The organism is Bacillus sp. FSL K6-2839 (genome assembly GCF_038003365.1).
Classification (GTDB): Bacteria; Bacillota; Bacilli; order Bacillales; family Bacillaceae; genus Bacillus.
The window spans coordinates 1,330,931-1,355,606 of record NZ_JBBOOZ010000001.1 but is presented as its reverse complement, the minus strand read 5'-3'; the positions used below and the strand labels follow the sequence as shown (position 1 = coordinate 1,355,606).

Sequence of the window (24,676 nt, the reverse complement as noted above, 5' to 3'; positions counted from 1 at the left end):
TCCCGTGGCAAGGCGGGATGTTTTAGGTCTTTCACACATTTCAGTTCTCAACATATCATTTATTATGAGATGTGATGGAGGAGTGTTTATGGAGAATGAAAAGCAATCGAATTCCTCTGATTTTCTAGAAATAGATGATTGGCTCAATGTCTTAATGGATGATCCATTTGCATGGTATGATGAACACCTCCCAATTGATCTTTATGAAACAAGCCGCGATTATATTATTGAGATTGATGTCTCCACCCTGTCGATCACTGATGTAAAGCTGACCTTCGCTGGACATGAGCTGACTCTCGCTTACACGGTACAAAAGCCAAATGATGAAGGCGAACAGCCAATTGAAAAAAGTGTCATGCTCCCTTTTTATCTGAACGACAAAGATATTGAAACAGAATACGAAAACCGAATCATTTCGATAAGAATTAAAAAAAGTTCTGACCATCCAAGCGGGGCATTTTCCTTTCAAATCCCGCACTTCAAACATTAAGAGCCCACCTTCATTTGGTGGGCTCTCTTCCGTTCGTGTCAAGTCAATACCTTTTGCGAACCACCATGGCCAAATAGTAGAGTCGCTATATGATAATGTATTCTCTTTCTACTAGATGGTTTGGGTTTTTCTAGTAAATGGGCAGTTATGAATGAAAAAAGGCGTTCATAGAGATGAGAGACATACATTTTTGTTATTTTCTTCTATCATCTCTTCATGTAAAATAAGATAGAGAGACGAGGGGTATAAGGAGTGAGAACATGTTAAGCGGCTGGTTTTTGTGGTTCATTTTATTTTGGGGTACGGTGATGATCGGATTACTCGCAATCGGTGGCTTTTTTATGTTTCGCAAATTTTTAAAACGATTGCCGAAGGAAGATGGGAAATCAGAGCTTGATTGGCAGGATGAATATATTCAAAAGAGCCTCCACCTATGGCGGGAAGAAGACAAAAAGCTTTTAAATGAACTCGTATTACCTGTTCCAGAGCTGTTTAGAGATGTCGCCAAAGAAAAAATCGCGGGTAAGATTGGCGAGCTGGCTTTAAAAGAACAAGCTGCCAGCATTAATTTAGACTTAATCATTCGCGGCTATATTATCGCTACCCCAAAGCGGGATCATAAGTTTTTACTGAAGCGCCTTCAAGAAAAAGACATCGATCACACGCCATATGAATCGTTATTAAAATAACCTCCTTTATCAAAAGGAGGTTTAATTCATTTGAACCTGCTGCGGATCTAATTGCTTAGACAGCTTTCTAAACGACAAATACATAGCAACGCGCCAAGGTACGATCATGCCAAAGGCAAGAATCCAAAACATCCCGCTTAGAGAACCATAATCAATAGAAGAACTCAGGATGGTCTTCATCCCGATACGAAGAACAAGAAGTCCAATGAGAATAAACACAAATGCTTTTGATCGCTTTAAATAAATGTCATTCCCTCTAATTTCAAACTTCGATGTTTTGATTAAAAAGATGGAGAAAAACATCCCCACTGTGATCGCCTCTAGAAATTCAGCCCCAGTTACTCGAAACATAGGAACAAAAAACATTAGTGCCCCAGTGCTCATGAAAATAGGAGGTAATATAATTTTTTTCGCGGTTGCCGGTTTTGCAGATGACTTAATGCGAATAAACATGACGGCTACCGCCATACATATCGCAATTATAGAAGAGATCAAGACCATCATATCAAATCATTCCTTTATTCTTTAAGGTCAGCCTATGTATAATATACTCCAATTGACGAAAAAAAACCATTCGCCGCGACTGTAGAAAACGATTTCAAAAGCCTGTAAATCCGCCGAACAATGAGGAGAACATGATGATAATCCATGTGAGAAGATCAAAGAACAGCAATATCCCTACCACAATCATAATGATCCCGCCAATTCTCATGATAAGCTGCTGGCGCTTTCTGATCCACGTCATTTTCGTGATGAAAAAGGATAGAACAAAAAACGGAACGGCAAATCCGAATACATACGCAATCATATATGTGACAGCCGACTCCGGATTGTTACCAGCAAGTGTGATAACAGCAGATAAAATAGGTCCTGTACAAGGTGTCCATCCAGCGGCAAAGCCCATTCCGATGAGAATTGACCCAAAAAAACCAGCAGGACGATTTTGGAACTGCATTCTCTTTTCCCCCATAAGGAAAGAAGGCTGGAAGACACCAAGAATCATAAAACCAAAGAAAATAATGAGAATGGCTCCAACCTGGCGAATTGCTTGATGGTAATCATAAAAAAACTTCCCAACAAACGATGTCCCAAAGCCAATCGCAATAAATATAATAGAGAATCCAATTAAAAAGAATAAAGTATGAAGCAGACTTCTTCTTCTCAGCATCACCTTCTCAGATTTCACTTCATCTATACTAACGCCCGTAATATACGATAAAAAGGCTGGATAAAGCGGCAGACAGCATGGTGAGATAAAAGAAAGAAACCCTGCTCCAAAAGCTAAAAAGTAATTCAAATCTGTCAAAAGAACACCCCCTTCTTACAATATACAATAAGAGATGACAAAATCATTTCATTTTTTTTACATCCTCTCAATAAAGATGGTCTATTCTCTTAAAACCTTATATAATTTAATTTGACATCAAGATAACGAATCCTTTAAATTTGAAAATAAACCTTAAAATGGATATAATAAAATCGATTCTTTTTATCAAGATTTGCATGAAAGGAACATGACTTTGGTAAAAACATCATTATTAACTCAAATCGAAGAAAAAAGAGAAGAGCTGATGAAAGTTGTCTTGCATAATGGGATGACATCAACAGTGACCATCGAACATAGCCAGCAGCTAGATCATCTTCTCTTACAATATCAACGACACTTACACTCAAACTCAGCCAACTAATCATATCTCATGATATCTATCATGCTGCACGATTTTTAGAACAGTTGATATGTGACCATAAACGAAACAAAAACCTCTGATTACAGGGGTTTTTTGTTTTTAACAGGAGGCTGACGCCAAAATAAAAACCACCTTCCCTGCTTTATTCATGCAAGTACAGTGGTTTTAAAGCGTCTGATGAAGGTGAATTCAATAAAGATAGGACAACGCTTGTCCATTCTTTATAACCATGTTCCATCTATGATCATAATATCGTACGTATTATTTCGCTTGGTTGTTCATGGCTTTCATCATTTGATTGATTTTCTTCTGGGACGGTTTCATGCCCATTTGCATCATCATCATTCGAAGCATTTGTTCATTAATTGGTGGATTCTTTTTCAAGTAGCTCATCATATACTTACGAGCAATAAAGAATCCGAGTGCAACTCCTGCAAGCAGTGCAACAACGCCTACAAGGATGACAACCCATAAATCCATAATTCTTCCTCCTTCATGTTGTCTCGTATAAAGTGTACTAAACAAAAGGCTATTATACAACATTTCACGTTCAATTTTATTTTTTTAAACAAAATTCCTCACTTTTACCGGATTGAGCCACCCATGCTTCTTTGAACCAAAGTCCATCGCAAGAAAGCAAGGACTAATTTTTCTCAGCACTTCAAAAAACACCGCTTCTGCCTCGTAACTGCCGGTGGCAGACATTTGGATATAACGGTCTTTTATGATAAATGCAGCCGTTCCTTTTCCATCAGGTAAGGAAGCGCTGTATATCGAGCCAATTTGTGTATAGTGAATGTTCGTTAAGTTGTTCATTAATCGCTGGTGCATATGAAAAGCAGGGATTCGTTTCGTCACGTAATCCACTTGTTTCACAAGCATCACCAATTCATCTTCCGTGCGGTTCGTCCAGTGTAACGACTCAAACAAATGAAACAAAATCGATTCTCTGCCAAAATAATGATGTGCAAATTCATCCTCAATCCAATAAATATAATAATGGCGTTCCATGTCTATCCCTTCCTTTCACATTTCGTCAATCTCGTATATTGCTTGTATTATACAAAAATGCGAAAGAAAGAATTGTCTATATATGAAGCAAGAAGAAACTAGTTTTGTCAAAAAAACAAGAAAAAAGAAAAAAGTTTGCAGAGCGGATGAAAATGCTCTGCAAACAGATGAAAAAAAGCATGATGCTTGGAGACTGGTTATTTGTTCAGCTTCGCTTTCACACGGCTGACCACATTGCTGACCGTAAATCCGTATTTCTCAATAATGGTTTCACCTGGTGCAGAAGCGCCAAATTTATCAATGGCAATCACGTCACCATCAAGACCAGTGTAACGCTCCCAGCCAAGTGAAGCCCCCATTTCAATCGCAATACGTGCCCGCACTGCTGTAGGAAGGACTGATTCTTTGTATTCATCTGACTGCTGATCGAAACGATCCCATGCAGGAAGACTGACAACAGACGCGCGGATCCCTTCTTTTTCAAGTGCTTTTTGCGCTTCAATCGCTAAACCGACTTCAGATCCAGAAGCGAGTAGAAGTGCTTCGGGCTGTGCATCAGCAGCTTCAACGACGACGTATCCACCTTTTTCTACTCCCTCATACGCCTTCTCTGGTGCTTGGTCAATCGTTGGAAGGTTTTGACGAGTCAGTACTAGAGCTGTCGGTTTATCCGTTGAAGATACAGCAAGTTTCCACGCTGCAGCTGTTTCGTTTCCATCCGCTGGGCGAATGACAGAAAGATTAGGCATCGCACGTAATGAAGCAAGCTGCTCAACCGGCTCATGCGTCGGACCATCTTCCCCAACAGCGATACTGTCATGAGTAAAGACATAAGTGACTGGAAGTCCCATTAAAGCAGCAAGACGAATCGCTGGTCTTAAATAATCTGAGAAAACAAAGAACGTTCCGCCGAATACACGAAGGCCGCCGTGAAGTGCCATACCGTTTAACGCGGCACCCATTGCAAATTCTCTGACGCCGAACCAAATATTCTTGCCGGCATAATTATTTTTACCAAAGTCGTCTGTATTTTTAATCGTTGTTTTGTTTGAACCTGCAAGGTCAGCAGACCCGCCAATGAAGAAAGGTACTTGCTTCGCAATGCCATTTAATACTTCGCCTGAAGAAGCGCGGGAGGCAAGACTTGAACCTGCTTCATAAACAGGAACCTCTTGATCCCAATTCTCAGGAAGCTTTCCTTCAATCGCAAGCTTCAGTTGAGCTGCAAGCTCAGGGTATTCTTTTTCATATTGTTCAAATAGTTCATTCCAAGCTGCTTCTTTTTTCTGACCAGCGTCTTTTACAGCTTCTTTGAAATGATCGTACACTTCAGAAGGTACATGGAAATCTTCTTCAAACGTCCAAGAGTAAGCTTCCTTCGTCAGCTTGGCTTCATCGCTGCCAAGCGGTGCACCATGCACACCAGACGTTCCTGCACGGTTAGGCGATCCGAAACCAATCGTTGTTTTCACTTCAATCAATGTAGGTCTGTCTGTACTTTGTTTCGCCTTTTCGATAGCAGCCGTCACTTCTTCAATGTTGTTGCCGTCTTTCACATAGAGAACTTCCCAGTTCATCGCTTCAAAACGATTCTTCACATTTTCAGAGAATGAACGATCTAGGTCGCCATCTAATGAAATATCATTTGAATCATAAAGAACAATTAAACGGCCTAAGCCTAAATGACCAGCAAGTGAAGCAGCTTCAGAGGAAATTCCCTCCATTAAGTCCCCATCTCCGCAAATGCTGTATGTATAGTGATCTACAACATTAAAGTTGTCTTTGTTATACGTTTCCGCAAGATGTCTTTCTGCAAGTGCCATACCAACTGCCATGGCAATCCCCTGCCCTAAAGGACCTGTTGTAGCATCTACGCCCTCTGTATGTCCAAATTCAGGGTGTCCAGGTGTTTTGCTACCCCATTGGCGGAATTGTTTTAGATCATCGATGCTCAGGTTGTATCCGCTTAAATGAAGCATGCTATATAGAAGCATAGAACCATGCCCCGCAGATAAAACAAAACGGTCTCTGTTAAACCAATTAGGGTTTTGCGGACTTACGTTTAAGTGATTCGTCCATAAAGCGTATGCCATTGGTGCAGCACCCATTGGCATTCCAGGGTGACCGGAATTCGCTTTTTCAATTGCGTCTATGGAGAGAGTACGTATTGTTGCAATAGATTTCAATTCAATCGTTTCCATATAAATCCCCTTCCGTATCTTGTGTACACCATTATCATAAATCTACTGTCCTTTTTTCACAACTATTTCACGCTGAAAAAGAGTGATTTTGTCACATTTAGTTTATCGATCACCTAAAAAGTTATGCAAATATGAAAAAAGATGAGAATATACTTCCCATCTTTTCAAAATTTAAGAAATCACAGACTTAGTGAAGGTTTTGATCTCTTTCTCTTTTTAATTTTTCTGGTGTGACATCGTTTCCTTCAGGATCAACGATTTTCACGGTTTTAAGTGTATTTTTCATAGAAGAACGAAAAGCTTTTAAATACTCTTCTCTCAATAGCTTTTGTTCTGTTTTTTCAGCGTCTGATAAACCGGTCTCTTTCGACTTTTTTGAAAGCTCATTGATTCTTGCAAGCTGCTTTTTAGAAATCATGACAAACTCCTTTAAAACATTTTCTCTACATACTACTAAATATCAATCATTTTGACAACAAATCAAGCTTTAGGTGGTCAGACCTTTTTCATATTCTTGATACCTTCTATGGACCGTTGCTTTTGAAATGTCAAAACCTAGTGCCTGAAGAGTTGCTGCAATTTCTGCGAATGTCATGTTGTTTTTTCTTAATCGAACAATTTCTGAAATCGGCACTTCAATACGCTCACGGCCAGGCGCATGATCCTGCTGTTTTAAATTCAGTTCGGGCTGATACCCGCGCTCAACAGCTCTTCTCATTCCCCGCTTGATTTTCAGGTTATGAATTTTTCGTTGATACTCTTCAACTACTCCTACGATCTCAATAACCATTTCATCTGCTTCTGAAAGCTCAAGCTCGCCTCTATGAAACGTACTGTACACCTTTACGTTCTCTTTAAAAAGACAATGAAGAAGCGCAATTTTTGCTTGTCCTCTTCCGAGACGCGTTTCATCCTGGATAAGAACGGCATCAATTGACTCTTCTTTTAGTGCAGCTAGCATATCAAACACACCATCACGATCTAGATCATATCCGCTTGCTTTTTCTTTGATGACTTTCACCACATTCATCTTGTGCATAGCAGCTAAAGCCAGCAGTTCTTCTTCTTGTCTCTTCAGCGAGGTTTCCTGCTCTTCTTTGACAGTGCTTACTCTCGCATAGATGATTGCATTCATGACTTCAATCGACCTTTCTATTGTACTGTTGCAAGTTGATATACGACTGGATGCTCTTTTTTGACTGGTATGACAAGAATGTCACCAGGCTGGATTTCCGTTGAAGCAAGATCATTGTGTTCGGTGACCCAGTCAATAAACGCATTTTTGTCGATTGATTTGCTGTCGTTTACTTGATCAGCTAACCCCCAAAGAGTATCACCTGATTGAACCTCTATTTTAACATACTGATTTGGATCATTATGGCTTGTGACTGCAATAAGTGAGAGAAATATGCCAACGATGAATGAGAATACCCCAATAAAAATAATAGATTCTTTTAACCTCATAATGTCATCTCTCCTAACAGAATATGTGTTCGCTCTTTCTGTCACTCATTATAAATACGAACAAACGTTTCTGTCAAACGTTTTTTTCGAACCTATGTTTGTACTGTTAGGAAAAACATGCTATAATTTCTTTAAAATTGACGTTTTGAGGTGCAAAAGATGACGAAGCTATCAAAAAGACAACTCGATATCCTGACATTCATCAAAGAAGAAGTAAAAAGTAAGGGCTATCCCCCATCCGTTCGTGAAATTGGAGAAGCTGTCGGTCTAGCATCAAGTTCAACGGTTCATGGACATTTAGCTAGACTAGAAACAAAGGGCTTAATTAGAAGAGACCCGACAAAACCTAGAGCGATCGAAGTACTAGATGAAGAGGAAATGAATATTCCAAAGACTGCTGTAATGAACGTACCAGTCATCGGAAAAGTAACAGCAGGCCTGCCTATTACGGCTGTTGAGAATGTAGAAGAATACTTCCCTCTTCCAGAGACTTTTGCAGCACCAGATGAACAAGTATTTATGCTTGAAATTATGGGAGAAAGTATGATTGATGCAGGAATTTTGGACAAGGACTATGTCATTGTGCGTCAGCAAAGCACCGCTAACAATGGAGATATTGTCGTCGCCATGACAGAGGAAGATGAAGCGACAGTGAAACGTTTCTATAAAGAAGATACACACTTTAGATTACAGCCAGAGAACCCATCTATGGAACCGATTATTTTACAGAATGTAAGTATACTAGGTAAAGTGATTGGCGTATTTAGAAATATTCACTAAAAAAAGCCGGTATTTCATCAGCTGCTGATGAGAACCGGCTTTTTCTTTTATGAACAAAAATAGGCAAGGATACGCGAGCTTGGGAAGGAACCAAATGTAAAGTTCGGCCAAATAAAGCCAGTTGTTCTCCCGAAAGGCTGTGAGGATAGGACATACATTAAAAATACTTGACCGTTTCTCATGAACACAATCGTCCATCTTCTATTACATCCCGCTGCAAATTGAACAGATTGCTGGCCTCCACCTGTTTGCCCTGAAATAAGTGACTGCATGCTTTGAGGCTGTGATAATGCTTGCTGATACTGCGAAATGATATGCTGCGGCGGAGCTGGCGGAGCTGGCGGAGCTGATCCGCTTGATCCGGGTCCAGTGCCTCCTCCTCCGATTGGAAACCCTGGAAATCCTCCAACTTGAGGAATAGGGAGCGATGGCCATCCTTCCATCTGCCTGTCATATGAGTACCCATTCCACATACCTTCATACGGATGATACATATTCAACACCACTTTCTTAGACATTCATCACGATAGTATATGTCATAAATGAGAAAGCGTGTTAAACGTCCAAACAGAAATTTTTCCAAAAAACGTTTTGTTCTTCTTTAGAACGGTTAAATACTAGATATAAAGAAAAAAATAAAAAAATGAAAACTTTTTGTCACCCTCAAACGTTATATATATAGAAAGAAAAGAAATAAAAAACATTTAGATTTAATACTTGTAATATCACTGTAATTATTGTAACATTTGTAACATAAGAAGTTTTCATTGAGAAAAGGAGGCAATCGCCTTGAAAAAATTATTCGTTTTATTAACTGCTATTATGCTTATGATCTCATTACAATCTACAACATTGGCCGCTTCTAAAAAACCAGCCGCTTTGACAAATAAAGAAGCGTTACATATTGCCCTTGATGCACGAGAACACTTTTGGAGTGCGATGTCAGGCTACAAAATTAATGAACATTCTGATTACAAATTAAAATCATTTAGCTATAAAGATATGACTTACAACTATCTTTCGAAAACATTTGATACAAAGAAAAAACTAAACAGCTACCTATCTCAAGTTTTCACAAAAGATGCCATCAATCAAGGTTTAAAAGACTACCAGTTCATTGTTCATAAAGGCAAAATGGCTGTTCCAGTCGGTGATGGAGACAACATGCTTAATTGGGATAAAGCCACACCTAAACTTGTCTCTAAAAAACAAACGGTCCGCACCTATGAATTCACCGTCCCAACACTTGATGGACGCAAAGTAAAACGAACTGTTACGTACGAAAAAGTACAAAAAGATTGGAAAATCACAAAAATTGACGCTGTCATCTAAATCAAAAACCAGGCCTTTCAATCGGCCTGGTTTTTATATTGGAGAAAATTCAGTCATGCGATCCAGCGCGTGAGCAAGTGATGATGCCGTGCGAAATTCATTAAAAGGAAGCCCAAGCTGCACGGCTGTTTGGGCAATTTCTGGTCTGATGCCTGAAATGGTCGTCTCTACTCCAATTAACCGAAGTGATGTGACAAGATCAAAGATTTGATGAGCCACCATTGTATCAATAATGACAACGCCCGATAAATCAATACATAAATGCTGTACACCTTTTTGCGAGCACTGTTTCAGCGTATTTTCTAAAATCATCTTTGCTCTCGCTGTATCAATGTCACCTACTAACGGCAATAACGCAATATGATTTTTTAAGACAATGACAGGTGAGCTCAGCTCGTCAATCATGTCTCTTTGTGCCACGAGCTTCCTCGTTGTATTTTTCACATATTGCTGGATAAACACATGAATTGAAATATTAAACGCCTCTGAAATTAAATCATACCAATAAAAGATGCGGTCAATATCAATTTCATCTTGACGCTGTTTAATAAATTCTTTTAAGTAATGAAGGACCACTCTTTGATTGGACATGTATTCTCTCACAACATAATCTAATGGTGTATTTAAATGCTTCAGGTCACTGGCTAAGTCTTCAGACCACTTTTTAAACTCAGTATGTAAATATGTCTTGTCTTCAATAAGAGCACGTATAAAATGCTGGTAATAATCTTGATTTTGCCGTTTCAGCTCTGCTATGATGCTGGAATCTGTTGAACGATATATTGATTCTGGATCATCATCCTCAATTGATTCATACCAAGTTTCAGTCAGTTTCTCTGCATGTTGCATGAAAAAATCGTATAATGCACGGTTCTTATCCATAAGCATATGTCCCTTCACATTTTCTTCTTGTCAGTATTTGTACCTTATAGATCCATTGTACCTCTGAATCTTTTGTCCCTGCTAACTCCAATACGCTCTGATCATCAACAAAAAAGGCACCTACTCACAGGTGCCTCTCTTCCAGTTTTATTTCACAATAAATAAAATTCTTTTCCCATCAGGATAACTGCTAATCTGGTGTCCAACCCATGAGCCTGCTCCCCTATTATCAGATGGGCTGACATATTGAACACTCGCACCTTTTCCTCCCTCAAGACAAACCGCCATCGGCCACTCATCCCGGTCAAAGCCAGGTTTAGTCGGAATTCCTTTTAATGATTCTTGCCTGCGGGCATCTGCTCCATTTCGGTCTATCGTACACACATCTGAATGCCCTTTTCGAATGGCTTCTTGAATATGGCTGCCTGTTTCAGGGTACCGTTCCTTTGGAAATTGAATGACATGATCATATCGATCCGCACCTTTTGCCGCATGTTTCTCCCCAAATCCACCTAACAACGTGCCCATCCATATCACAAAGCATAAGGCGACACCAGTGATCCAGCCTCTTCTCATTTTCAAAAGTGTGAGACCTCCTCATTTTTCTCAAGCAGAATCTTGACTTAAAGGAAATGTGTCATTTTAATGTATGAGCGGTTCACGAATGACATGTGAAAAAAATGATGAGGCTGAGAACTCAATGAATCTCTCAAGCGTAGACAGATAGAAACCAGTGATTCTATCCATATAAAAAAGCTTGTCCCCTATGAAGGAAACAAGCTTTGTGCTCTAACTCTTATTGCGCTTTTGCATAGTTGATAAATTCAACAAAGGCAGCTGTCGCTTTTGGACCGCCATTAATCGTTCCGTTTGAATACCCTGCGTTATGAACCCCAACGATTTGCTGATTTTGATCTAGCATCGCTGAGCCTGAATTTCCGCTAAATGTATCAATCGTATAGTATGCGAGATTTGTATCTTCTCTTGTCACAGAACCTGACATCTCCCACTGCGACACCTTGCCAGTCGATCTCATTTTATCACCTGGATATCCAGAAATTTTAATCGTTGTCCCAGTTAAGTTTGTCACCTGACGGATAGAGCGGTAACCGACCGTATTGCCAATGTTCGTATCTGTTTTGATCACGGCAAAATCATATTGGCTCGCGCCTGTATTGATATATCCGCTTGGTACATAGAACTCCGTCATGTTTGCTGAGCCATTCACCGCAGTACTATCGTTCATGCCTGGATACACCGATCCTTTTGCACTATAACTTCTCGATGCTGTATTGTACACGCAGTGCCCGTTTGTCAAAATTTTGTTAGGGGCAATGAGTGTCCCCGTGCAGCTTGAGCCGCCAAATGTAATATAAGCAATTGAATTATATGGTGCCACTCTTGTGTTTGCTACTTTTGTTCTACCATCGTCTCCAATGACGACTTTTGTTTGAAAGTCTTTTAAATATTTTGATAGTGGTTTTACTTTTTCGCCAACAGTAGAAGAAAGATCATCCACTTTGTCAAAGGATGAGGGGGATTTCGTATCATTGTGGAAATCACTTGAAGAGATCACCTTCCCATCAGAAGTCACCATGTCATAATCAGACGTTAGTACTGAATCCGATGTGGCATGGGCAAAACTAGGCACACTTAAAGCACCAAAAACGAGTAGAGAAGGGAGTAACATTTTCACCTTTTTCATCATATTCCTCCTTTATGTCCTATATCAAAAATCATACGATTGTTTCATATTGGAGTAAATGAGAGAATATTCTTATTTTTTACAAAATATTTCATTTTTAAATTAGGTGTTTTGTATCTTTCCAACCTTCTTTCTATTGATCTCTCTCTGAAATAGAAAAAACCGCCTAATTGGCGGTCTTCCTAATTTTTCAGCTCCACACATCTTTTACATATCTATTGTCATTTGCAAGGGTTGTCAGCCAATTTTCAGCTGTTTCCTTCGAGCAATGTTTCTCGTTTTGATAGAGGTCGATAAGCGTAGCCTCTACGTCTGGTGCCATAACTTTTCCGTCCCCGCACACGTAAAGATACCCACCTTGGTCAAGTAACTTGATCAGCATGCCGCCGTCTTCTTTCAACAAATGCTGGACATATACTTTTTGCTCTTTGTGACGAGAATAAGCCCGGTGGATGTGAACAACTCCTTTTTGCGCTGCAAGCTGCATTTCCTCAAAATACAGATTATCTTCAAGAGGGTGACGGCAGCCAAAATACAGGTGAGCTTCGCCTAGTGGTTTTCCTTCCTTCTGCCACACTTCTCTTGCCTGAACAAACCCTCTAAATGGAGCGATTCCTGTACCCGGTCCGATCATGATCATCGGTACTTCGGATGAAGGTGGCAGCTGGAATCCTGCCTGCGCTTCGTGGAGGAAGCAGGCGACTTCTTCTCCTGCCTGCAGACCGCATAAATAGTTTGATGCGACTCCGGCATATTCTCCGCGGCCGCTCCACGCTTTACCTTTCACAACCGCCACTGTGATACTGACTCTTTTTTCTTCGACCTTTGGTGAGCTAGAAATTGAGTAATAGCGCGGCTTCAAACCTGGTAAAAGTGCTAAAAAGTGCACAAACGGCAGATCACACGCTTCATATTGATCTAATAAGTCCAGCATGGTTACTCGTTTCTTTAAAACGGCTTCTTGATATGCTTCACCAGCCATTTGCTCAAGCTCCACGCGGTGAGGCGGACAAACTGTATATGCTGCGAGCTCTCTTAGCTGCGTACGTGTTGCAGGCTCTTGAAGCTCAACATGTGACGCAAGTAATTCTCTCATTTGAATCGGCTGATCTAAAGGTAAATGACTTGCTTCTTTCTGAGAAGAAAGCTTGATGTGCTGCTTAGGATCAAGATTGAAGCGATTGATCACCTGCTGCACGAGTGCATCACTATTTTTCGGAACAATTCCGATATGATCCCCTTCTTTGTATTGTTTCCCTTCAGGCAATTGCAGTTCAATATGTCTTGTTTGCCGCTCACTTTTTTCAGATTGTAATTCCTCATTTTTCAGTACAACAGCTGAAAAAGCACCATACGTTTTCGCCACAGGACGTTCTACTAGCTCATTTGTATAAACAACTGATAGTTTTGGCTTTTCCTTACCTTTCTCTTGGAAGGTGAGCTTAAATTCTTTTGCAAGCTGCTTGAAGACCGTTTTCTGGAATGTTTCTTTATCCTCATCCATATCTCCGCCTGCATCGCCTTCTCCTAAATCAGCTACACGCTTTGCACTTTTTCTTTCAAGTGCTTCATCAATGAGACGCGGAATACGCTGGTACGTACTCGCCCAATTTCGATCTCCGCATCCAAAAACAGCAAATGTCACGTTTGATAAATCCTGCTCTTCATCCTGCGTGACCCAATCCACAAATTTTTTCGCATGGTCAGGCGGATGTCCATTGTATGAAGCGGTCACGATTAAGACTGCACCTTTATCTGGTAATTGGCGTGTATAGTCATCAAGCGGAGCAGTGGTCACGTCAAACCCTTTTGCTTTCCCGTCTTCAGCAAATTCGTTTGCGATTTGCTGCGCTGTGCCAAGATTTGATCCATATAGAACAAGCAGTGGTGTACCGTGACTGGCCACTTTTGACACATCAGATTTTGTGCTTTTTTTCGCCTCTTCTTTCGGTGGTGCCATAAAGAGTAGCTGCTTCCTTGGCCGCACTTTGATTTTAAAATCGTTTGGCTTAATCGTCAGAGATTCTTTTAAATCAAGTTCATATGATGTGTGATCAATCAATTCCAGATTGTGCAGAACCATCGCTAGCACCATAGTGGCTTCATGAAGAGCGAATTGCATGCCGATACATGCACGCTGCCCATTCCCAAAAGGCTTGTAGGCATGCTGCGGGATCTTTTCAGGGTGTAGAAACCGCTCTGGTTTAAATTCTTCCGCATCCTCTCCCCATACCGCTTGATCACGATGTAACTTAGGGAGCAGCACGGAGACACTTTGATTCTTTTCAATCGAATATTTCCCTCCGATGACGGTGTCCTCTTTCGCATAAAGAGAGAACGTAGGCGCTGTTGGCCAGAGGCGAAGTGATTCATTTAAAACCATACGAGTGTAATTTAGTTTTTGTACCTGCTTAAATGTTGGCAGTCCGCCTTGCAGCACATCATCTGCTTCTTGGACGGCTTTCTTTAATTTTTCTGGATTCTTTAATAAGAAATAAATCGCAAAGGATAGCAGCCCGCTTGTTGTTTCGTGCCCAGCTATTAAGAAGGTAATGATTTGATAGCGGATATTTTCATCTGACAGGCGCTCTCCTGTTTCAGGGTCCTTTGCATGCAGCATGAGGGACAGTAAATCATCGCCCGTTTTATCTTGTTTTTTTCGTTCTTGAATAATGTCATCTACTAATTGCTTCATAAAATCGACATTTTGGTCAAATTTTTTTCTTCTTTTGATCATTAGCTTATCTGCAACCGGCAACCGGCTCGCCTGATCCATCGCTTCGTTTAAACCATTCAGCATACTTTCGATGAATGGATGCTGATTTTCTTTATAAAAGCTGTTAAATCGAAAATCAAAACCGCAAAGTCCGATCGTATCTAAAGTAAGCTTTGTCATATCCTCTGCTACTTCAATTTCTTCATCACGGCCTGTTCTTTGCCATTTTTGTACAAGCTGTGTGGCAATATCGAGCATCATCTCATGATAGCCCTTCATGGCCTGCTGGCTAAACGCCGGCATCAAGATGTGGTGAGCCTTTCTCCAGTTCGGTTCTTCTGTCCAGCTCGTAAATAACCCATCTCCTGCAAATGCTCTTACTTTATTGAGACTGCTCCCAATGTATTTATCAAAACGGCTCTCATCACATATTTCTTGGACAAGTTCATGGCTGGAAACAAAAATACTTGTTGCTTTTGAAAATTCAAACTGAAAGATCGGTCCTAATTCATCTGCAAGACGCCAAAAGGTTTGAGAAAGCTCCCCCTTTTTGATATGGGGAATATTTTTAAAAGGTCCGTATGTTTTTGGTTTTGGAATGATTGATGTTTGTTGCATGTGCCCACTCCCTTTATATCATTAAGAAGCAACGCTAATGGCGCGCCATAAACATTGCTCAATGTCCTCTAGAAATTCAATCGTTGGCTCTATTTCTTCTGCAAGAATTTGTTTATGCAGCTGTACAAAGGCACCAAATACAATCGATAAAATGGTTCTACCTGAGAGATTTGGATGAATCCCATCCTTTTTCCCTTCTTCAAAGATAAGGAATAGCTCATGTAACAAAAGCTGCATTTTCTCTTTGCTCGTCTCGTCTAAGTAATGGGATCGTTTATCAATTTCTAAGAAATATAGCCCGCTTGGATTCTCCTTTGTAAATAAAACCAAGCAATAAAATACATGCTTAAAGTACGCCCGAATACTTGCCTTTGGATCTGGACTGTTTGTGTTCATTTTTTCGATAAATGCAGAAAGGCTGCGCTGGTACAAAATATTAACGAGGGCCTCTTTACTGTCGAAATAACGGTAAATGGTTCCTGCTCCGACATTTGCTCTTTTTGATATCATCGGCATCGTGGTCCCATCAAAGCCCCGTTCAATAAATAAATCTAGTGAAGCCTTCATAATCTGTTCTTGTTTATCAGTCACTGCTGGCACTTCATCCCCTCCTCATTTCAGGAATGAATGTTCATTCCGCATGCGGTATATTATATTAATATTTTAATTCCTTCTATATATACTTAAACACACTTATTTTTCTCCGTCATCACATTTTCTGAAAATAATAATAATAGAGAAATGATGCCTAGTCAGACAGCATCCAAAGGACTTAGAAATATTGGCAGATATGTGTCATGCGGGTGACCTCTGCACTACACGTTCATTCTTGATCAATCGGAGACTGAATATGGCCGTCATATGTATCAATCTGTTTGCTTTCCAAGAAGACGTGCTCCACCAAATAAAATCGCAAAAGCAAACATCGTTCGAAGAATCACTTCAATATGACCAGGCATATATGGGTCTACCTTTCAATTGCATCAAAAAAAGCCTTTTCCTTAGAAAAGACTCATGTTTAGACTATGCATTTATTTCATCATTATTCAATTGGGCAGCATCGCTTTGCTCAAATAGTGTTCGCAGCTCAATAATTGAGCTATTCCTGACATCATTGGCATCTTGCTCAAGAAGCCACGTATAAAATCTAGCTTGCTCCGCTGTTTGCAAAGCGTGCATATATTTTTGCGAGGAACGCTTCTCTGCGACGCGCTGCTTGATCGCGCGCATCTGCTTCCAGAATTGATAATAAGGGAGCTTGAGCTTGGTCATGAATCCGCGATGATCCTCTATGACAAATCCCTCTTCTTTAATCGAGTCGTCATGAGAGACTGCCTGATACCATTTATAAAAAGACGTCCAATCATGGAACACAGCCACTTCCTGCTTGCAGGACATTCCAAGCTGTTCGCTTAACCTTTTCACTTCAGTGAATGGTGCTTTTTCATAGCTTAGCTGACGCTTCACAATATCAAGCAAAATGAGTTGATCTTGATCATATGTGATAATATGTGGGTCTTTCTCTGGTAAAATGACTTCAAACACAAGAGATACTTTGTGGTCACGTACGTATGATTTGATGTAGTCGATCTGCACATCTCCGAAAGTCTGATAGAATAGCTCTTCGACCCAGGAAGCATGCAGATTTTGTTTCACATGAGATGTATACGATTTGGACGTAAACACCAATTCATCATCCATTTCGTTATACCCAACCGTTCCTAAATATCCATTTGCTTTATCATAGACGGTAACAGGGAATTGAAGATGGTTCACTAGATGATGCATTTTTGTCTCTGGACGCTCGTCAATCTTAAAAAATTTGTTGTAGCTTCTTGAAACAATCTGCTTTGACACCATATTGACAAACAAACCTCTTGCCTTCACATTCACATCATCCCACTGCCGTTCACTAAAAGCTTTTTTCGTAAAATTAAAAGATGAAATATGGTGAGGAAGCTTTAATTCATGTACATATTCATGCTGATCTAAGTGAGCTAAAAAGTCATCCAGTGAGATATCTGGTTGAATAGCAGCCGATGGGTTTTTCTCAGAAGCTCTATAGACTGGGTTGTCAATTTCATGAGTCTCAATCCCGTCAGCTGTGATTTTCAAGACCCTCAGCTGCCCCCCGAATTCAACCTGGCCTTCTAGATTATAAGACCTTTCCGATGCTTGAATAGGCAGCCTGTATAAATTGCGATGCCCGTGAATTTGAATGACATCTAATCCAGCGGTGTTTTGAACAAACAAGTGGTCAATGTCATCTGAATATTCACCTACACCGTGAATGAGCTGCTGTGTTGAGACATGCAGAAGCTCTTCTGGCAAATGAGCAAGCCCCCCGTGGGTAACAAGAAATGTCTTGCCATGGTACGTAAAATAAGTAAGCTGATGAAATGTTCTGACAAACTTCCGTACTTCTTTTAAATTAAAGTCTGCTGCTTCGATTTCAGGTGCAGTATGCCGGTTAAACATATTGCTTCTTACTTTTTCACCATGTGCAAACCGGTATAAATGCTGATCATGATTGCCCTCAATCACGATGACATTCCGGCATTCTCTATGTGCGAGCATCCATTCTAATACTTCCTTGTTTTCTATTCCTCTATCAAGTAAATCACCTGCAAAGATATAAAGTTCGTTTTCTTTAATGTCTCCTTGTAAATAGGTGGTCAGAGCGGTATGACAGCCGTGAATATCTCCAAAGACATGAATGGCCTCATATTGATCGAAGGATCGAGGCTGATAGGTCATCACTTGCGGATATTCCTCAGGCTGCAAAACAGTCACCCATGATGGGACCTTTTCTGTTTTTAACCGCTCGTTCATTTGATATAAAACAGACTCCCGCACAACTTTGTGAGGTTCCCGTGAGCGATTTTGCAGGAGAGCTGTTTCAAGCGGCACCTGCGTGAAATCGACAACATACACCCTGTAACGATACGATGTGGCTAACGATTTATATTGAGATATCGATTTGCTTGAAATATGTGTCGCATCAATCACAGTAAAGTCTCCGCGTTCCATACGTGCTGTAAGCAATTCAAATAACAAAGACCAGACTTTGTGGTCATGTTTGCTTGAAATTTCTGGTTTCCCATTGACAGATAACTGCGGCGGCTGGGTCAAAAGACGGATCTGATCCGCTGATAAAGTGTAGGGCTCTAAGCCTTGAGCTTTGATCCAAGTTGATTTACCTACGCCTGGGAGACCTCGTAAAAGGACTAAAGTTCTCATATTGGTTCTCCTTTAATGAGTGATATTTTACCTATTATAGATAAATTATGGATAAATCTCAATCTTTTATTGATTATGGTAATATATAGATAGAAAGGGAGGTTTTACGTATGTCTAATGGAGCGAATATGGCATTCAATCTTGGAGATTTTTTATTTCAAGTGTTCTCTCTTCTATTCATTGCTGTTATCGTGACTATGATTGTCACCTCTTTTCGAATGATCAGAAGAAGACGAATGGAATTGAAGAAGGTTGAGGAAAGATTGAACAAAGTGATTGAAAAAAATGATTTAAAAGAGTAAAAAATCCGGGATTTAACCGGATTTTTTTGGTTTCATCACAATTCCTTGACGCTGCTGCATCAAAAAGAAAAAGACGCCTAAAAGGACAAGAAGACCGCCAAGCATTTGAAACAGCGTGACTTTCTCTCCAAGTAGCCATACAGCAAGAATCGTGGCCCCAACAGGTTCGCCAAGTATACTCATTGAAATCGTTGTGGCATTGACATAAGTTAAAAGCCAATTATTAATGACATGAGACATGGTGGGAATGATGGCAAGCAATAAAAAAATCCCCCACTCTTTACCCGGATAGCCTGTAAAAGGAGTTTGCTGCATTAGGTTGAATAGAATTAAAAAAAGACCAGCAAAACCAAACACACAAAAACTATAAATCCAATGAGATATTTTCCTTACAGCCTGTTGACCTATTAATAAATAACAAACAACCGCGATCACACTTAAAAAGGATAAAATGTCTCCTAGGATGGCTTCCTGGCTATGACCTATGTCTCCCCATCCAATCATGAGTGCACCAGCAATTGCGGCACACATTGTCAAGAGTGCGGGCAGCGTGGTTCGTTCACGGAAAATGAGAAAGCCGCCTAATAAGGAGACCATCGGCTGAAGGGCGATAATAATAGTAGAGCTTGCCACAGTCGTCAGCTTCAGTGAGCCAAACCACAACACAAAGTGGAGTCCTAAAAAGAAGCCTGACATACATAAGAAAAACCAGTCTCTGCGCTTAATCGAGAGAAATTCTTTTTTTCGTGGCAGGATAAACGGCAGCATAAAAGCCGCGGCAAAGATCATTCGATACATGCTTAAAATAGCAGCAGGTGCATTTGACCATTTCACAATGATAGCAGAAAATGAAATGGCAATAATTGAAATCACAAGCGGTAGTGCAATTGATTTCTTTTGAGCAGTTGACTTCATTTCCATAAGCAGCTTCCTTTACATCAGCAGTAGATGAGAAGTTCATCTTGTATGTCGTCATCTTACTATGTCCAATCCGCTAGAGGCAAGATGATTTTAAAACTTGTGTGAGCTTTTTTGCATGAAAAAAAGGCTTTCATCTCGAAAGCCCTACTCATCATCTATCAATAGATAAACGGCCCGAACTGGACCATGAACACCTACCACTAAATTCATCTCAATATCCGCAGAGTTACTCGGACCTGATATGAAATGAATAGCACCTTTCGCCTGCTCCCCCTCTTCTACCGAACGATTAAGAGCCGAAACAGCCTGAATCATCCGCGGAACCACTGTGCTTTTTTCGATACACACAATATACATCATCGGTAAAAAATGCAGCGCTCTGCCTTGGCCTTGATGGGATGAAAGGACGACTGTACCTGATTCTGCAAGGGTGTAATCACTGAATTCAACCGAATATGTCGCTTGTTCTGCCAGCCTGATATTTTCTTCCCTTGATGCCTCAGCATTCCATCTGGTGACTGCGAATCCTTCGTGCTGCAAGCTGTCAAACATCGGATGAAATCCATATTGTTCAAAACGATGATCGACAGGCGTCATCACAGAACCCTCTCCATACTCTGTCATCAATAATCTTAATACAGAGGGCGCTTCCTCTGGTGTTGTTTCGACCACTCTTGTGTGAATTCGTTGACATTGCTTCTTCAGTTGCTCGACTATTTCTTCTTTAGCCAAAAGTCCGTTTGTTTCCCACTGGACTTGATGCTTCCAAGCTGGACGCTGAATAGATGCAGACGGGGAGGAATCTTTACCTAATTGCTTACGGATATGAGCTAAAAACGACTCTCGGTGAGAAATGGTTCCCTTCATCACTGCTCCTCCTTCTGTCTCTTTTTAAACCAATCCCTGAATCTTTCTTTACTTGGAGCTGGCAGGTCACGAATATCTGTCCAATTCTTTAAAGGACCTATTCCTTTTGAAATCTGTCCGTTTGAAGCCACACGATTCATCAATACAGGGGCTGCTTTTGTTCCGAATTGATACATTCCGGGAGTCGATGCGCCCATTCCGAACATTTTCATCGCCATCATTTCAGCTTTAGACGCTCTCCCCTCTTTTTCAACGATGACTTGTCGATGTTTTATTAATAACTCGTGAAGCGGGATCTTTACTGGACAAGCATCTGTGCAGGCTGCGCAAAGGCTTGATGCAAAGGGGAGCTCTTGGTAGTCATCATAGCCGCCAAGAAGCGGCGAAAGAACAGCGCCAATTGGCCCCGGATAAATCGATCCGTATGAATGTCCGCCCACATGCCGGTAAACTGGGCACACATTAATACAGGCTGCGCACCGGATACATTGGAGAACAGGCTGAAAGGCAGTACCTAATATATTGGACCGCCCATTGTCTACAATGACCAAGTGAAATTCTTCTGGTCCATCCACTTCTTCTCCTCCTTTTGGCCCGACGACAGAAATATAACTTGTTAATTTCTGACCAACTGCACTTCTGCACAAAAGACCAACAAGGACATCCAGTTCCTCCATCGTTGGAACAATCCGTTCCATGCCCATAACGGCGATATGTGTCTTCGGGATAGCTGTGACAAGATCCGCATTCCCTTCATTTGTCACAAGGCAGATGGAACCTGTATTGGCGACAGCAAAATTACAGCCAGTGACACCAATGTCAGCTTCGAGGAATTTTTCACGTAATATGGCTCTTACAAAACTCGTCATGTCTTCAGGTGTCTCTGACATCTCATACCCTAGCTTCTCATGAAATACTTCCCGTATTTGTTCTTTCGTCATATGAAGAGCAGGTGCCACAATATGTGAAGGAGGTTCATGATCATCTACTTGCAGAATATACTCGCCAAGATCGCTTTCCACCACCTCACAGCCGATCTCTTCAAGCGCTTGATTCATTTCAATTTCTTCTGTGACCATTGATTTTGATTTAACGATCTTTTTGGCCGCTTTTTTCTGTGCCACATTTTGTATATACGCCGATGCCTCTTCCTTTGTTTTTGCAAAAAAGACATGTCCTCCACGTGCACTAACGCTTTCACTTAATTGGTATAAGTAGTCATCAAGATGCGTCAGCGTATGCTGCCGGATTTCCTCGCCAAGTTCTCGCCACTTTTCCCAGTTGCCAAGCTCTTCGCTCGCAGATAGCCGCCTTTCATACAGGCGTTCCTGCGCTGAGGAAACAGCACCTCTCATGACAGTATCTTCTAACCCTTCCCCGATTCGTTCTTTAAAGCCCTTCTCTCCAATTTTCATACTCATGTGCCGTTCCCCCTCTTAAAGTCAGCGGCTATTTAATACTTCTGCGATATGCATCACTTGAATGGGCTTATCAAGACGATTCAGCCTCCCGCCAATATTCAGCAGACATCCGCAGTCAGCACCAATAATGTATTCAGCGCCTGTCTCCTCTATGCTTTGGACTTTCTCATCGACCATTTGCTCAGAAATAGGTGTCATTTTTACTGAAAAGGTTCCTCCAAATCCACAGCAATTTTCTGCGCGCGGCAATGGTGTCATCGTCAAATCTTTGACATGTGACAACAGTGTGAAAGGTGCTTCCTTAATTCGCAGCAGTCTCGTCATATGACAGGATGTGTGATAGGTTGCGTTTCCTTTCAGGCTCGCTCCTACATCTGTGACGTGTAATATATCAACAATAAACTCGGTTAATTCATATGTTTTCTCAGCAAGTGCCTCAGCTTTTGCAGTCCACACTGGTTCTTCTTTTAAAAGATGAGGATATTCTAAAAACATCGCCTTACAAGAACCTGATGGCGTCACGACATATTCAGCTGATTCAAAGGCTTTGATCATGTTTTTTGCTGCTTTGATGGTTTCTTTTGTATAGCCGCTGTTAAAGGCTGGCTGTCCGCAGCACACTTGTGCCTCTGGAAATTCCACCTCTACACCGAGCCTTTCTAGTACTTCCACTGTCGCCTTTCCTACATTTGGCTGCATGGTGTCAATTAAACAGGTAACGAATAAATGGACTTTCATCGGCGAACTTCCCTTCTTTGCTGCAATTTGAATCATCACTTTGGTCATCTGATGACGAAATAACAGGCCCTATTTTCATTTTAATCCCAAATTTCTGAAATTTCAACGAAGTGATTTGTCTAAATTTGGACATATGGCTCGTGTGGATGAATGAAAAAAACGCCCTTTTAAGGGCGCTTGAGAAGATTTATTTTGAAGTCAATTCACGAATTCTTTCTTCGATAGGTGTTAAGGGCCGGCCTAATAATGTTTCGAAATCACGGCTTTCAACAGCTAAGGCACCATCGCGAATGCCGCTTTGAATGGCTTTGACGAACGGAACAGCTTCTTTTGGTACACCATTTGAAGCTAAAAACTCTCCAAATGTGTCGACATCAATTTGCTCGACTTTGATCTCTTTTCCGCTTACCTCACTGACAATGTGTGCAAGTTCAGTATGCGTCCGAAGAGGTCCTGACAGCTCATATATCTCCTGATCATGTACAGGAAGTGTTAACGCATTTGCGGCCGCTTCTGCGTAGTCATTTCTTGTTGCCCAGCCAACCTTGCCATCACCAATTGGACTTAAAAATGGTGCGCCGCTAACGGCTGCTAGAATCGTATCTTTTTCGTTTTCTACATACCAATTGTTTCTTAAAAACACATGAGGAATGCCAGAGGCCACAATCGCTTCTTCTGTTTTTGCATGGTCATGTGCAAGGACAAGCTGACTCTCTCTTGCACTCACAACGCTTGTATAAGCAATAAAGGATACACCAGCTGCTTTCGCCGCTTGGATGGCAGCCGTATGCTGCTGCACGCGGTCTCCTTCTGCAGTTGAAATCATCAAAAGACGGTCAATGCCTTGAAAGGCTGCCTTAAGGGTGTCTGGCTGAGTAAAGTCTCCGTGGCGTACATCCACCCCAGATTCCTTCAAATGTGCTGCTTTTTGCGGGTTTCGAACACTGACCGCAATTTGTTCAGCCGGTACCTTTGTAAGCAAATGCTGGACGACGAGCGATCCAAGTTGTCCTGTTGCGCCTGTTACTAATAACTTCATTTGTTTGACCTCCTCATTTTGTGATTCGACGGTGATGTTTTGGTACAGTTTTACGTATCCGTTTATTCGTTATAACCATCTCGATTACAACAACTGGTGTAAAAAAAGCTCAAGTTCAGCCTGAGCTTCTTTTATTCTGACTCTGTCAACAATTGCTGGATGGTCACTTGTTTGAGGTGATTTTCAAGCGCTGCCTGAGCTTCTTTTAGTTCACTCCTCAGTCTTGTATCCATTGCTTGACCAATCGGACATGCGATGACTGGCTGATGGAAGTTAAATAATTCTTCATCCTCGCTTACATCGACAGCACGGTACACATCTAACAGCGTGATTTCCTCTGCCGGCCTTTTTAAGTAAGCACCGCCTACTCCGCGGCGTATCTCAATAAGTCCCGCCCGTTTGAGCATTGCCATCATTTTTCGAACAGTGGCTGGATTTGAATTCACACTTTCCGCAATAAAATCCCCTGTACACTCATTTGGAACACCTGCAATATATGACAAAATATGAACAGCAATTGGATACCTGCTGCTAATTTGTTTCACAATCTTTCACCACCGTTGTAATCAATA

27 protein-coding genes are annotated in these 24,676 nt (G+C 41.1%); 6 read left to right on the top strand and 21 right to left on the bottom strand.

Translation table 11 applies throughout. The annotated features are described in order from the left end of the window. Nucleotides 1-88: 88 nt before the first annotated feature. Nucleotides 89-490, top strand: coding sequence for an Hsp20/alpha crystallin family protein (locus MHH26_RS06575; RefSeq protein WP_034660776.1), 402 nt, complete (start codon nt 89-91; stop codon nt 488-490). A 260-nt stretch (nt 491-750) separates the two neighbouring features. Continuing rightward, nucleotides 751-1,179, top strand: a complete 429-nt coding sequence (locus MHH26_RS06570) for a DUF2621 domain-containing protein (RefSeq protein WP_034660775.1) — start codon at nt 751-753, stop codon at nt 1,177-1,179. 21 nt (nt 1,180-1,200) lie between these two features. Here MHH26_RS06570 and MHH26_RS06565 read toward each other — a convergent pair whose 3' ends face one another. After that, nucleotides 1,201-1,683, bottom strand: coding sequence for a CcdC family protein (locus tag MHH26_RS06565; RefSeq protein ID WP_034660774.1), 483 nt, complete (start codon nt 1,681-1,683; stop codon nt 1,201-1,203). A 94-nt stretch (nt 1,684-1,777) separates the two neighbouring features. Then, nucleotides 1,778-2,485 (bottom strand): cytochrome c biogenesis CcdA family protein, encoded by a 708-nt coding sequence (locus MHH26_RS06560; protein WP_334749281.1) that lies wholly within the window; start codon nt 2,483-2,485, stop codon nt 1,778-1,780. Between the two features lie 208 nt (nt 2,486-2,693). Between MHH26_RS06560 and MHH26_RS06555 the strand changes: the two genes are divergently transcribed. After that, nucleotides 2,694-2,867, top strand: coding sequence for an aspartyl-phosphate phosphatase Spo0E family protein (locus MHH26_RS06555; protein ID WP_369810454.1), 174 nt, complete (start codon nt 2,694-2,696; stop codon nt 2,865-2,867). 261 nt (nt 2,868-3,128) lie between these two features. On the opposite strand, the gene MHH26_RS06550 is transcribed toward MHH26_RS06555, so the two are convergent. The 6 genes from MHH26_RS06550 to yneA all read right to left on the bottom strand — a co-directional run bounded on the left by MHH26_RS06550 (nt 3,129) and on the right by yneA (nt 7,543). Then, nucleotides 3,129-3,347, bottom strand: a complete 219-nt coding sequence (locus tag MHH26_RS06550) for a YneF family protein (protein WP_003212379.1) — start codon at nt 3,345-3,347, stop codon at nt 3,129-3,131. Between the two features lie 84 nt (nt 3,348-3,431). After that, nucleotides 3,432-3,878 carry a sporulation inhibitor of replication protein SirA gene (sirA, locus tag MHH26_RS06545; protein WP_012010100.1) on the bottom strand — a complete coding sequence of 149 codons (447 nt, stop codon included), beginning with the start codon at nt 3,876-3,878 and terminating at the stop codon, nt 3,432-3,434. A gap of 197 nt (nt 3,879-4,075) precedes the next feature. After that, nucleotides 4,076-6,079: a transketolase gene (tkt, locus tag MHH26_RS06540; protein ID WP_334749258.1), complete on the bottom strand. Its 2,004-nt coding sequence runs from the start codon at nt 6,077-6,079 to the stop codon at nt 4,076-4,078. Nucleotides 6,080-6,266: 187 nt separating this feature from the next. Beyond that, nucleotides 6,267-6,497 carry a DUF896 domain-containing protein gene (locus MHH26_RS06535; protein ID WP_034660771.1) on the bottom strand — a complete coding sequence of 77 codons (231 nt, stop codon included), beginning with the start codon at nt 6,495-6,497 and terminating at the stop codon, nt 6,267-6,269. A 69-nt stretch (nt 6,498-6,566) separates the two neighbouring features. Beyond that, on the bottom strand, nt 6,567-7,214 hold the full coding sequence (locus MHH26_RS06530; RefSeq protein ID WP_307499674.1) for a YneB family resolvase-like protein: 648 nt from the start codon (nt 7,212-7,214) through the stop codon (nt 6,567-6,569). Between the two features lie 17 nt (nt 7,215-7,231). After that, nucleotides 7,232-7,543 carry a cell division suppressor protein YneA gene (yneA, locus tag MHH26_RS06525; RefSeq protein WP_034660770.1) on the bottom strand — a complete coding sequence of 104 codons (312 nt, stop codon included), beginning with the start codon at nt 7,541-7,543 and terminating at the stop codon, nt 7,232-7,234. Nucleotides 7,544-7,702: 159 nt separating this feature from the next. Between yneA and lexA the strand changes: the two genes are divergently transcribed. Then, entirely contained in the window at nt 7,703-8,323 is a 621-nt protein-coding gene (gene lexA / locus MHH26_RS06520; RefSeq protein ID WP_282066824.1) for a transcriptional repressor LexA, read from the top strand. Nucleotides 8,324-8,370: 47 nt separating this feature from the next. On the opposite strand, the gene MHH26_RS06515 is transcribed toward lexA, so the two are convergent. Beyond that, a complete protein-coding gene (locus MHH26_RS06515) occupies nt 8,371-8,817 on the bottom strand; it encodes a hypothetical protein (protein WP_340972786.1) in 447 nt (148 codons plus the stop codon). A gap of 295 nt (nt 8,818-9,112) precedes the next feature. On the opposite strand from MHH26_RS06515, the gene MHH26_RS06510 reads away from it, so the two are divergent. Continuing rightward, on the top strand, nt 9,113-9,655 hold the full coding sequence (locus MHH26_RS06510) for an IseA DL-endopeptidase inhibitor family protein (RefSeq protein WP_340972785.1): 543 nt from the start codon (nt 9,113-9,115) through the stop codon (nt 9,653-9,655). Between the two features lie 33 nt (nt 9,656-9,688). Here MHH26_RS06510 and MHH26_RS06505 read toward each other — a convergent pair whose 3' ends face one another. The 6 genes from MHH26_RS06505 to MHH26_RS06480 all read right to left on the bottom strand — a co-directional run bounded on the left by MHH26_RS06505 (nt 9,689) and on the right by MHH26_RS06480 (nt 18,816). Next, the gene (locus MHH26_RS06505; RefSeq protein ID WP_340972783.1) at nt 9,689-10,537 is read right to left on the bottom strand and encodes an STAS domain-containing protein; all 849 of its coding nucleotides are present in this window, start codon (nt 10,535-10,537) and stop codon (nt 9,689-9,691) included. A gap of 147 nt (nt 10,538-10,684) precedes the next feature. After that, the gene (locus MHH26_RS06500; RefSeq protein WP_060596689.1) at nt 10,685-11,065 is read right to left on the bottom strand and encodes a NucA/NucB deoxyribonuclease domain-containing protein; all 381 of its coding nucleotides are present in this window, start codon (nt 11,063-11,065) and stop codon (nt 10,685-10,687) included. A gap of 268 nt (nt 11,066-11,333) precedes the next feature. After that, nucleotides 11,334-12,242 carry a trypsin-like serine peptidase gene (locus MHH26_RS06495; RefSeq protein WP_095285213.1) on the bottom strand — a complete coding sequence of 303 codons (909 nt, stop codon included), beginning with the start codon at nt 12,240-12,242 and terminating at the stop codon, nt 11,334-11,336. A 190-nt stretch (nt 12,243-12,432) separates the two neighbouring features. Beyond that, nucleotides 12,433-15,576 carry a bifunctional cytochrome P450/NADPH--P450 reductase gene (locus MHH26_RS06490; protein WP_340972780.1) on the bottom strand — a complete coding sequence of 1,048 codons (3,144 nt, stop codon included), beginning with the start codon at nt 15,574-15,576 and terminating at the stop codon, nt 12,433-12,435. A gap of 21 nt (nt 15,577-15,597) precedes the next feature. Then, nucleotides 15,598-16,143, bottom strand: a complete 546-nt coding sequence (locus MHH26_RS06485; protein ID WP_249114887.1) for a TetR/AcrR family transcriptional regulator — start codon at nt 16,141-16,143, stop codon at nt 15,598-15,600. Nucleotides 16,144-16,599: 456 nt separating this feature from the next. Continuing rightward, complete coding sequence (locus MHH26_RS06480; protein WP_340972778.1) at nt 16,600-18,816, bottom strand: RNA ligase; 2,217 nt, start codon at nt 18,814-18,816, stop codon at nt 16,600-16,602. Between the two features lie 110 nt (nt 18,817-18,926). On the opposite strand from MHH26_RS06480, the gene MHH26_RS06475 reads away from it, so the two are divergent. Further along, on the top strand, nt 18,927-19,118 hold the full coding sequence (locus MHH26_RS06475) for a hypothetical protein (protein ID WP_340972776.1): 192 nt from the start codon (nt 18,927-18,929) through the stop codon (nt 19,116-19,118). A gap of 12 nt (nt 19,119-19,130) precedes the next feature. On the opposite strand, the gene MHH26_RS06470 is transcribed toward MHH26_RS06475, so the two are convergent. The 6 genes from MHH26_RS06470 to MHH26_RS06445 all read right to left on the bottom strand — a co-directional run bounded on the left by MHH26_RS06470 (nt 19,131) and on the right by MHH26_RS06445 (nt 24,649). Continuing rightward, on the bottom strand, nt 19,131-20,039 hold the full coding sequence (locus MHH26_RS06470; protein WP_066030861.1) for a DMT family transporter: 909 nt from the start codon (nt 20,037-20,039) through the stop codon (nt 19,131-19,133). 144 nt (nt 20,040-20,183) lie between these two features. Further along, entirely contained in the window at nt 20,184-20,906 is a 723-nt protein-coding gene (locus tag MHH26_RS06465; protein ID WP_340972774.1) for a LutC/YkgG family protein, read from the bottom strand. Next, the gene (locus MHH26_RS06460; RefSeq protein WP_340972772.1) at nt 20,906-22,327 is read right to left on the bottom strand and encodes a LutB/LldF family L-lactate oxidation iron-sulfur protein; all 1,422 of its coding nucleotides are present in this window, start codon (nt 22,325-22,327) and stop codon (nt 20,906-20,908) included. Before MHH26_RS06460 ends, MHH26_RS06465 begins: the two co-directional genes overlap by 1 nt. 21 nt (nt 22,328-22,348) lie before the next feature. After that, a complete protein-coding gene (locus tag MHH26_RS06455) occupies nt 22,349-23,065 on the bottom strand; it encodes a (Fe-S)-binding protein (protein WP_340973796.1) in 717 nt (238 codons plus the stop codon). A 187-nt stretch (nt 23,066-23,252) separates the two neighbouring features. Beyond that, complete coding sequence (locus MHH26_RS06450) at nt 23,253-24,104, bottom strand: SDR family oxidoreductase (protein ID WP_340972771.1); 852 nt, start codon at nt 24,102-24,104, stop codon at nt 23,253-23,255. A 131-nt stretch (nt 24,105-24,235) separates the two neighbouring features. Continuing rightward, complete coding sequence (locus tag MHH26_RS06445) at nt 24,236-24,649, bottom strand: Rrf2 family transcriptional regulator (RefSeq protein ID WP_334749237.1); 414 nt, start codon at nt 24,647-24,649, stop codon at nt 24,236-24,238. Nucleotides 24,650-24,676 lie beyond the last annotated feature (27 nt).

Bases quoted from the DNA above. Each gene is read 5' to 3' on its own strand.
- MHH26_RS06455 (WP_340973796.1), bottom strand. From the start codon at position 23,065: ATGAAAGTCCATTTATTCGTTACCTGTTTAATTGACACCATGCAGCCA.
- MHH26_RS06565 (WP_034660774.1), bottom strand. From the start codon at position 1,683: ATGATGGTCTTGATCTCTTCTATAATTGCGATATGTATGGCGGTAGCC.
- MHH26_RS06480 (WP_340972778.1), bottom strand. From the start codon at position 18,816: ATGAGAACTTTAGTCCTTTTACGAGGTCTCCCAGGCGTAGGTAAATCA.
- MHH26_RS06490 (WP_340972780.1), bottom strand. From the start codon at position 15,576: ATGCAACAAACATCAATCATTCCAAAACCAAAAACATACGGACCTTTT.
- MHH26_RS06500 (WP_060596689.1), bottom strand. From the start codon at position 11,065: ATGGGCACGTTGTTAGGTGGATTTGGGGAGAAACATGCGGCAAAAGGT.
- MHH26_RS06515 (WP_340972786.1), bottom strand. From the start codon at position 8,817: ATGTATCATCCGTATGAAGGTATGTGGAATGGGTACTCATATGACAGG.
- sirA (WP_012010100.1), bottom strand. From the start codon at position 3,878: ATGGAACGCCATTATTATATTTATTGGATTGAGGATGAATTTGCACAT.
- MHH26_RS06505 (WP_340972783.1), bottom strand. From the start codon at position 10,537: ATGGATAAGAACCGTGCATTATACGATTTTTTCATGCAACATGCAGAG.
- MHH26_RS06450 (WP_340972771.1), bottom strand. From the start codon at position 24,104: ATGAAGTTATTAGTAACAGGCGCAACAGGACAACTTGGATCGCTCGTC.
- MHH26_RS06485 (WP_249114887.1), bottom strand. From the start codon at position 16,143: ATGAAGGCTTCACTAGATTTATTTATTGAACGGGGCTTTGATGGGACC.
- MHH26_RS06470 (WP_066030861.1), bottom strand. From the start codon at position 20,039: ATGGAAATGAAGTCAACTGCTCAAAAGAAATCAATTGCACTACCGCTT.
- tkt (WP_334749258.1), bottom strand. From the start codon at position 6,079: ATGGAAACGATTGAATTGAAATCTATTGCAACAATACGTACTCTCTCC.
- lexA (WP_282066824.1), top strand. From the start codon at position 7,703: ATGACGAAGCTATCAAAAAGACAACTCGATATCCTGACATTCATCAAA.
- MHH26_RS06530 (WP_307499674.1), bottom strand. From the start codon at position 7,214: ATGAATGCAATCATCTATGCGAGAGTAAGCACTGTCAAAGAAGAGCAG.
- MHH26_RS06550 (WP_003212379.1), bottom strand. From the start codon at position 3,347: ATGGATTTATGGGTTGTCATCCTTGTAGGCGTTGTTGCACTGCTTGCA.
- MHH26_RS06555 (WP_369810454.1), top strand. From the start codon at position 2,694: ATGACTTTGGTAAAAACATCATTATTAACTCAAATCGAAGAAAAAAGA.
- MHH26_RS06575 (WP_034660776.1), top strand. From the start codon at position 89: ATGGAGAATGAAAAGCAATCGAATTCCTCTGATTTTCTAGAAATAGAT.
- MHH26_RS06495 (WP_095285213.1), bottom strand. From the start codon at position 12,242: ATGAAAAAGGTGAAAATGTTACTCCCTTCTCTACTCGTTTTTGGTGCT.
- MHH26_RS06535 (WP_034660771.1), bottom strand. From the start codon at position 6,497: ATGATTTCTAAAAAGCAGCTTGCAAGAATCAATGAGCTTTCAAAAAAG.
- yneA (WP_034660770.1), bottom strand. From the start codon at position 7,543: ATGAGGTTAAAAGAATCTATTATTTTTATTGGGGTATTCTCATTCATC.
- MHH26_RS06570 (WP_034660775.1), top strand. From the start codon at position 751: ATGTTAAGCGGCTGGTTTTTGTGGTTCATTTTATTTTGGGGTACGGTG.
- MHH26_RS06460 (WP_340972772.1), bottom strand. From the start codon at position 22,327: ATGAGTATGAAAATTGGAGAGAAGGGCTTTAAAGAACGAATCGGGGAA.
- MHH26_RS06465 (WP_340972774.1), bottom strand. From the start codon at position 20,906: ATGAAGGGAACCATTTCTCACCGAGAGTCGTTTTTAGCTCATATCCGT.
- MHH26_RS06475 (WP_340972776.1), top strand. From the start codon at position 18,927: ATGTCTAATGGAGCGAATATGGCATTCAATCTTGGAGATTTTTTATTT.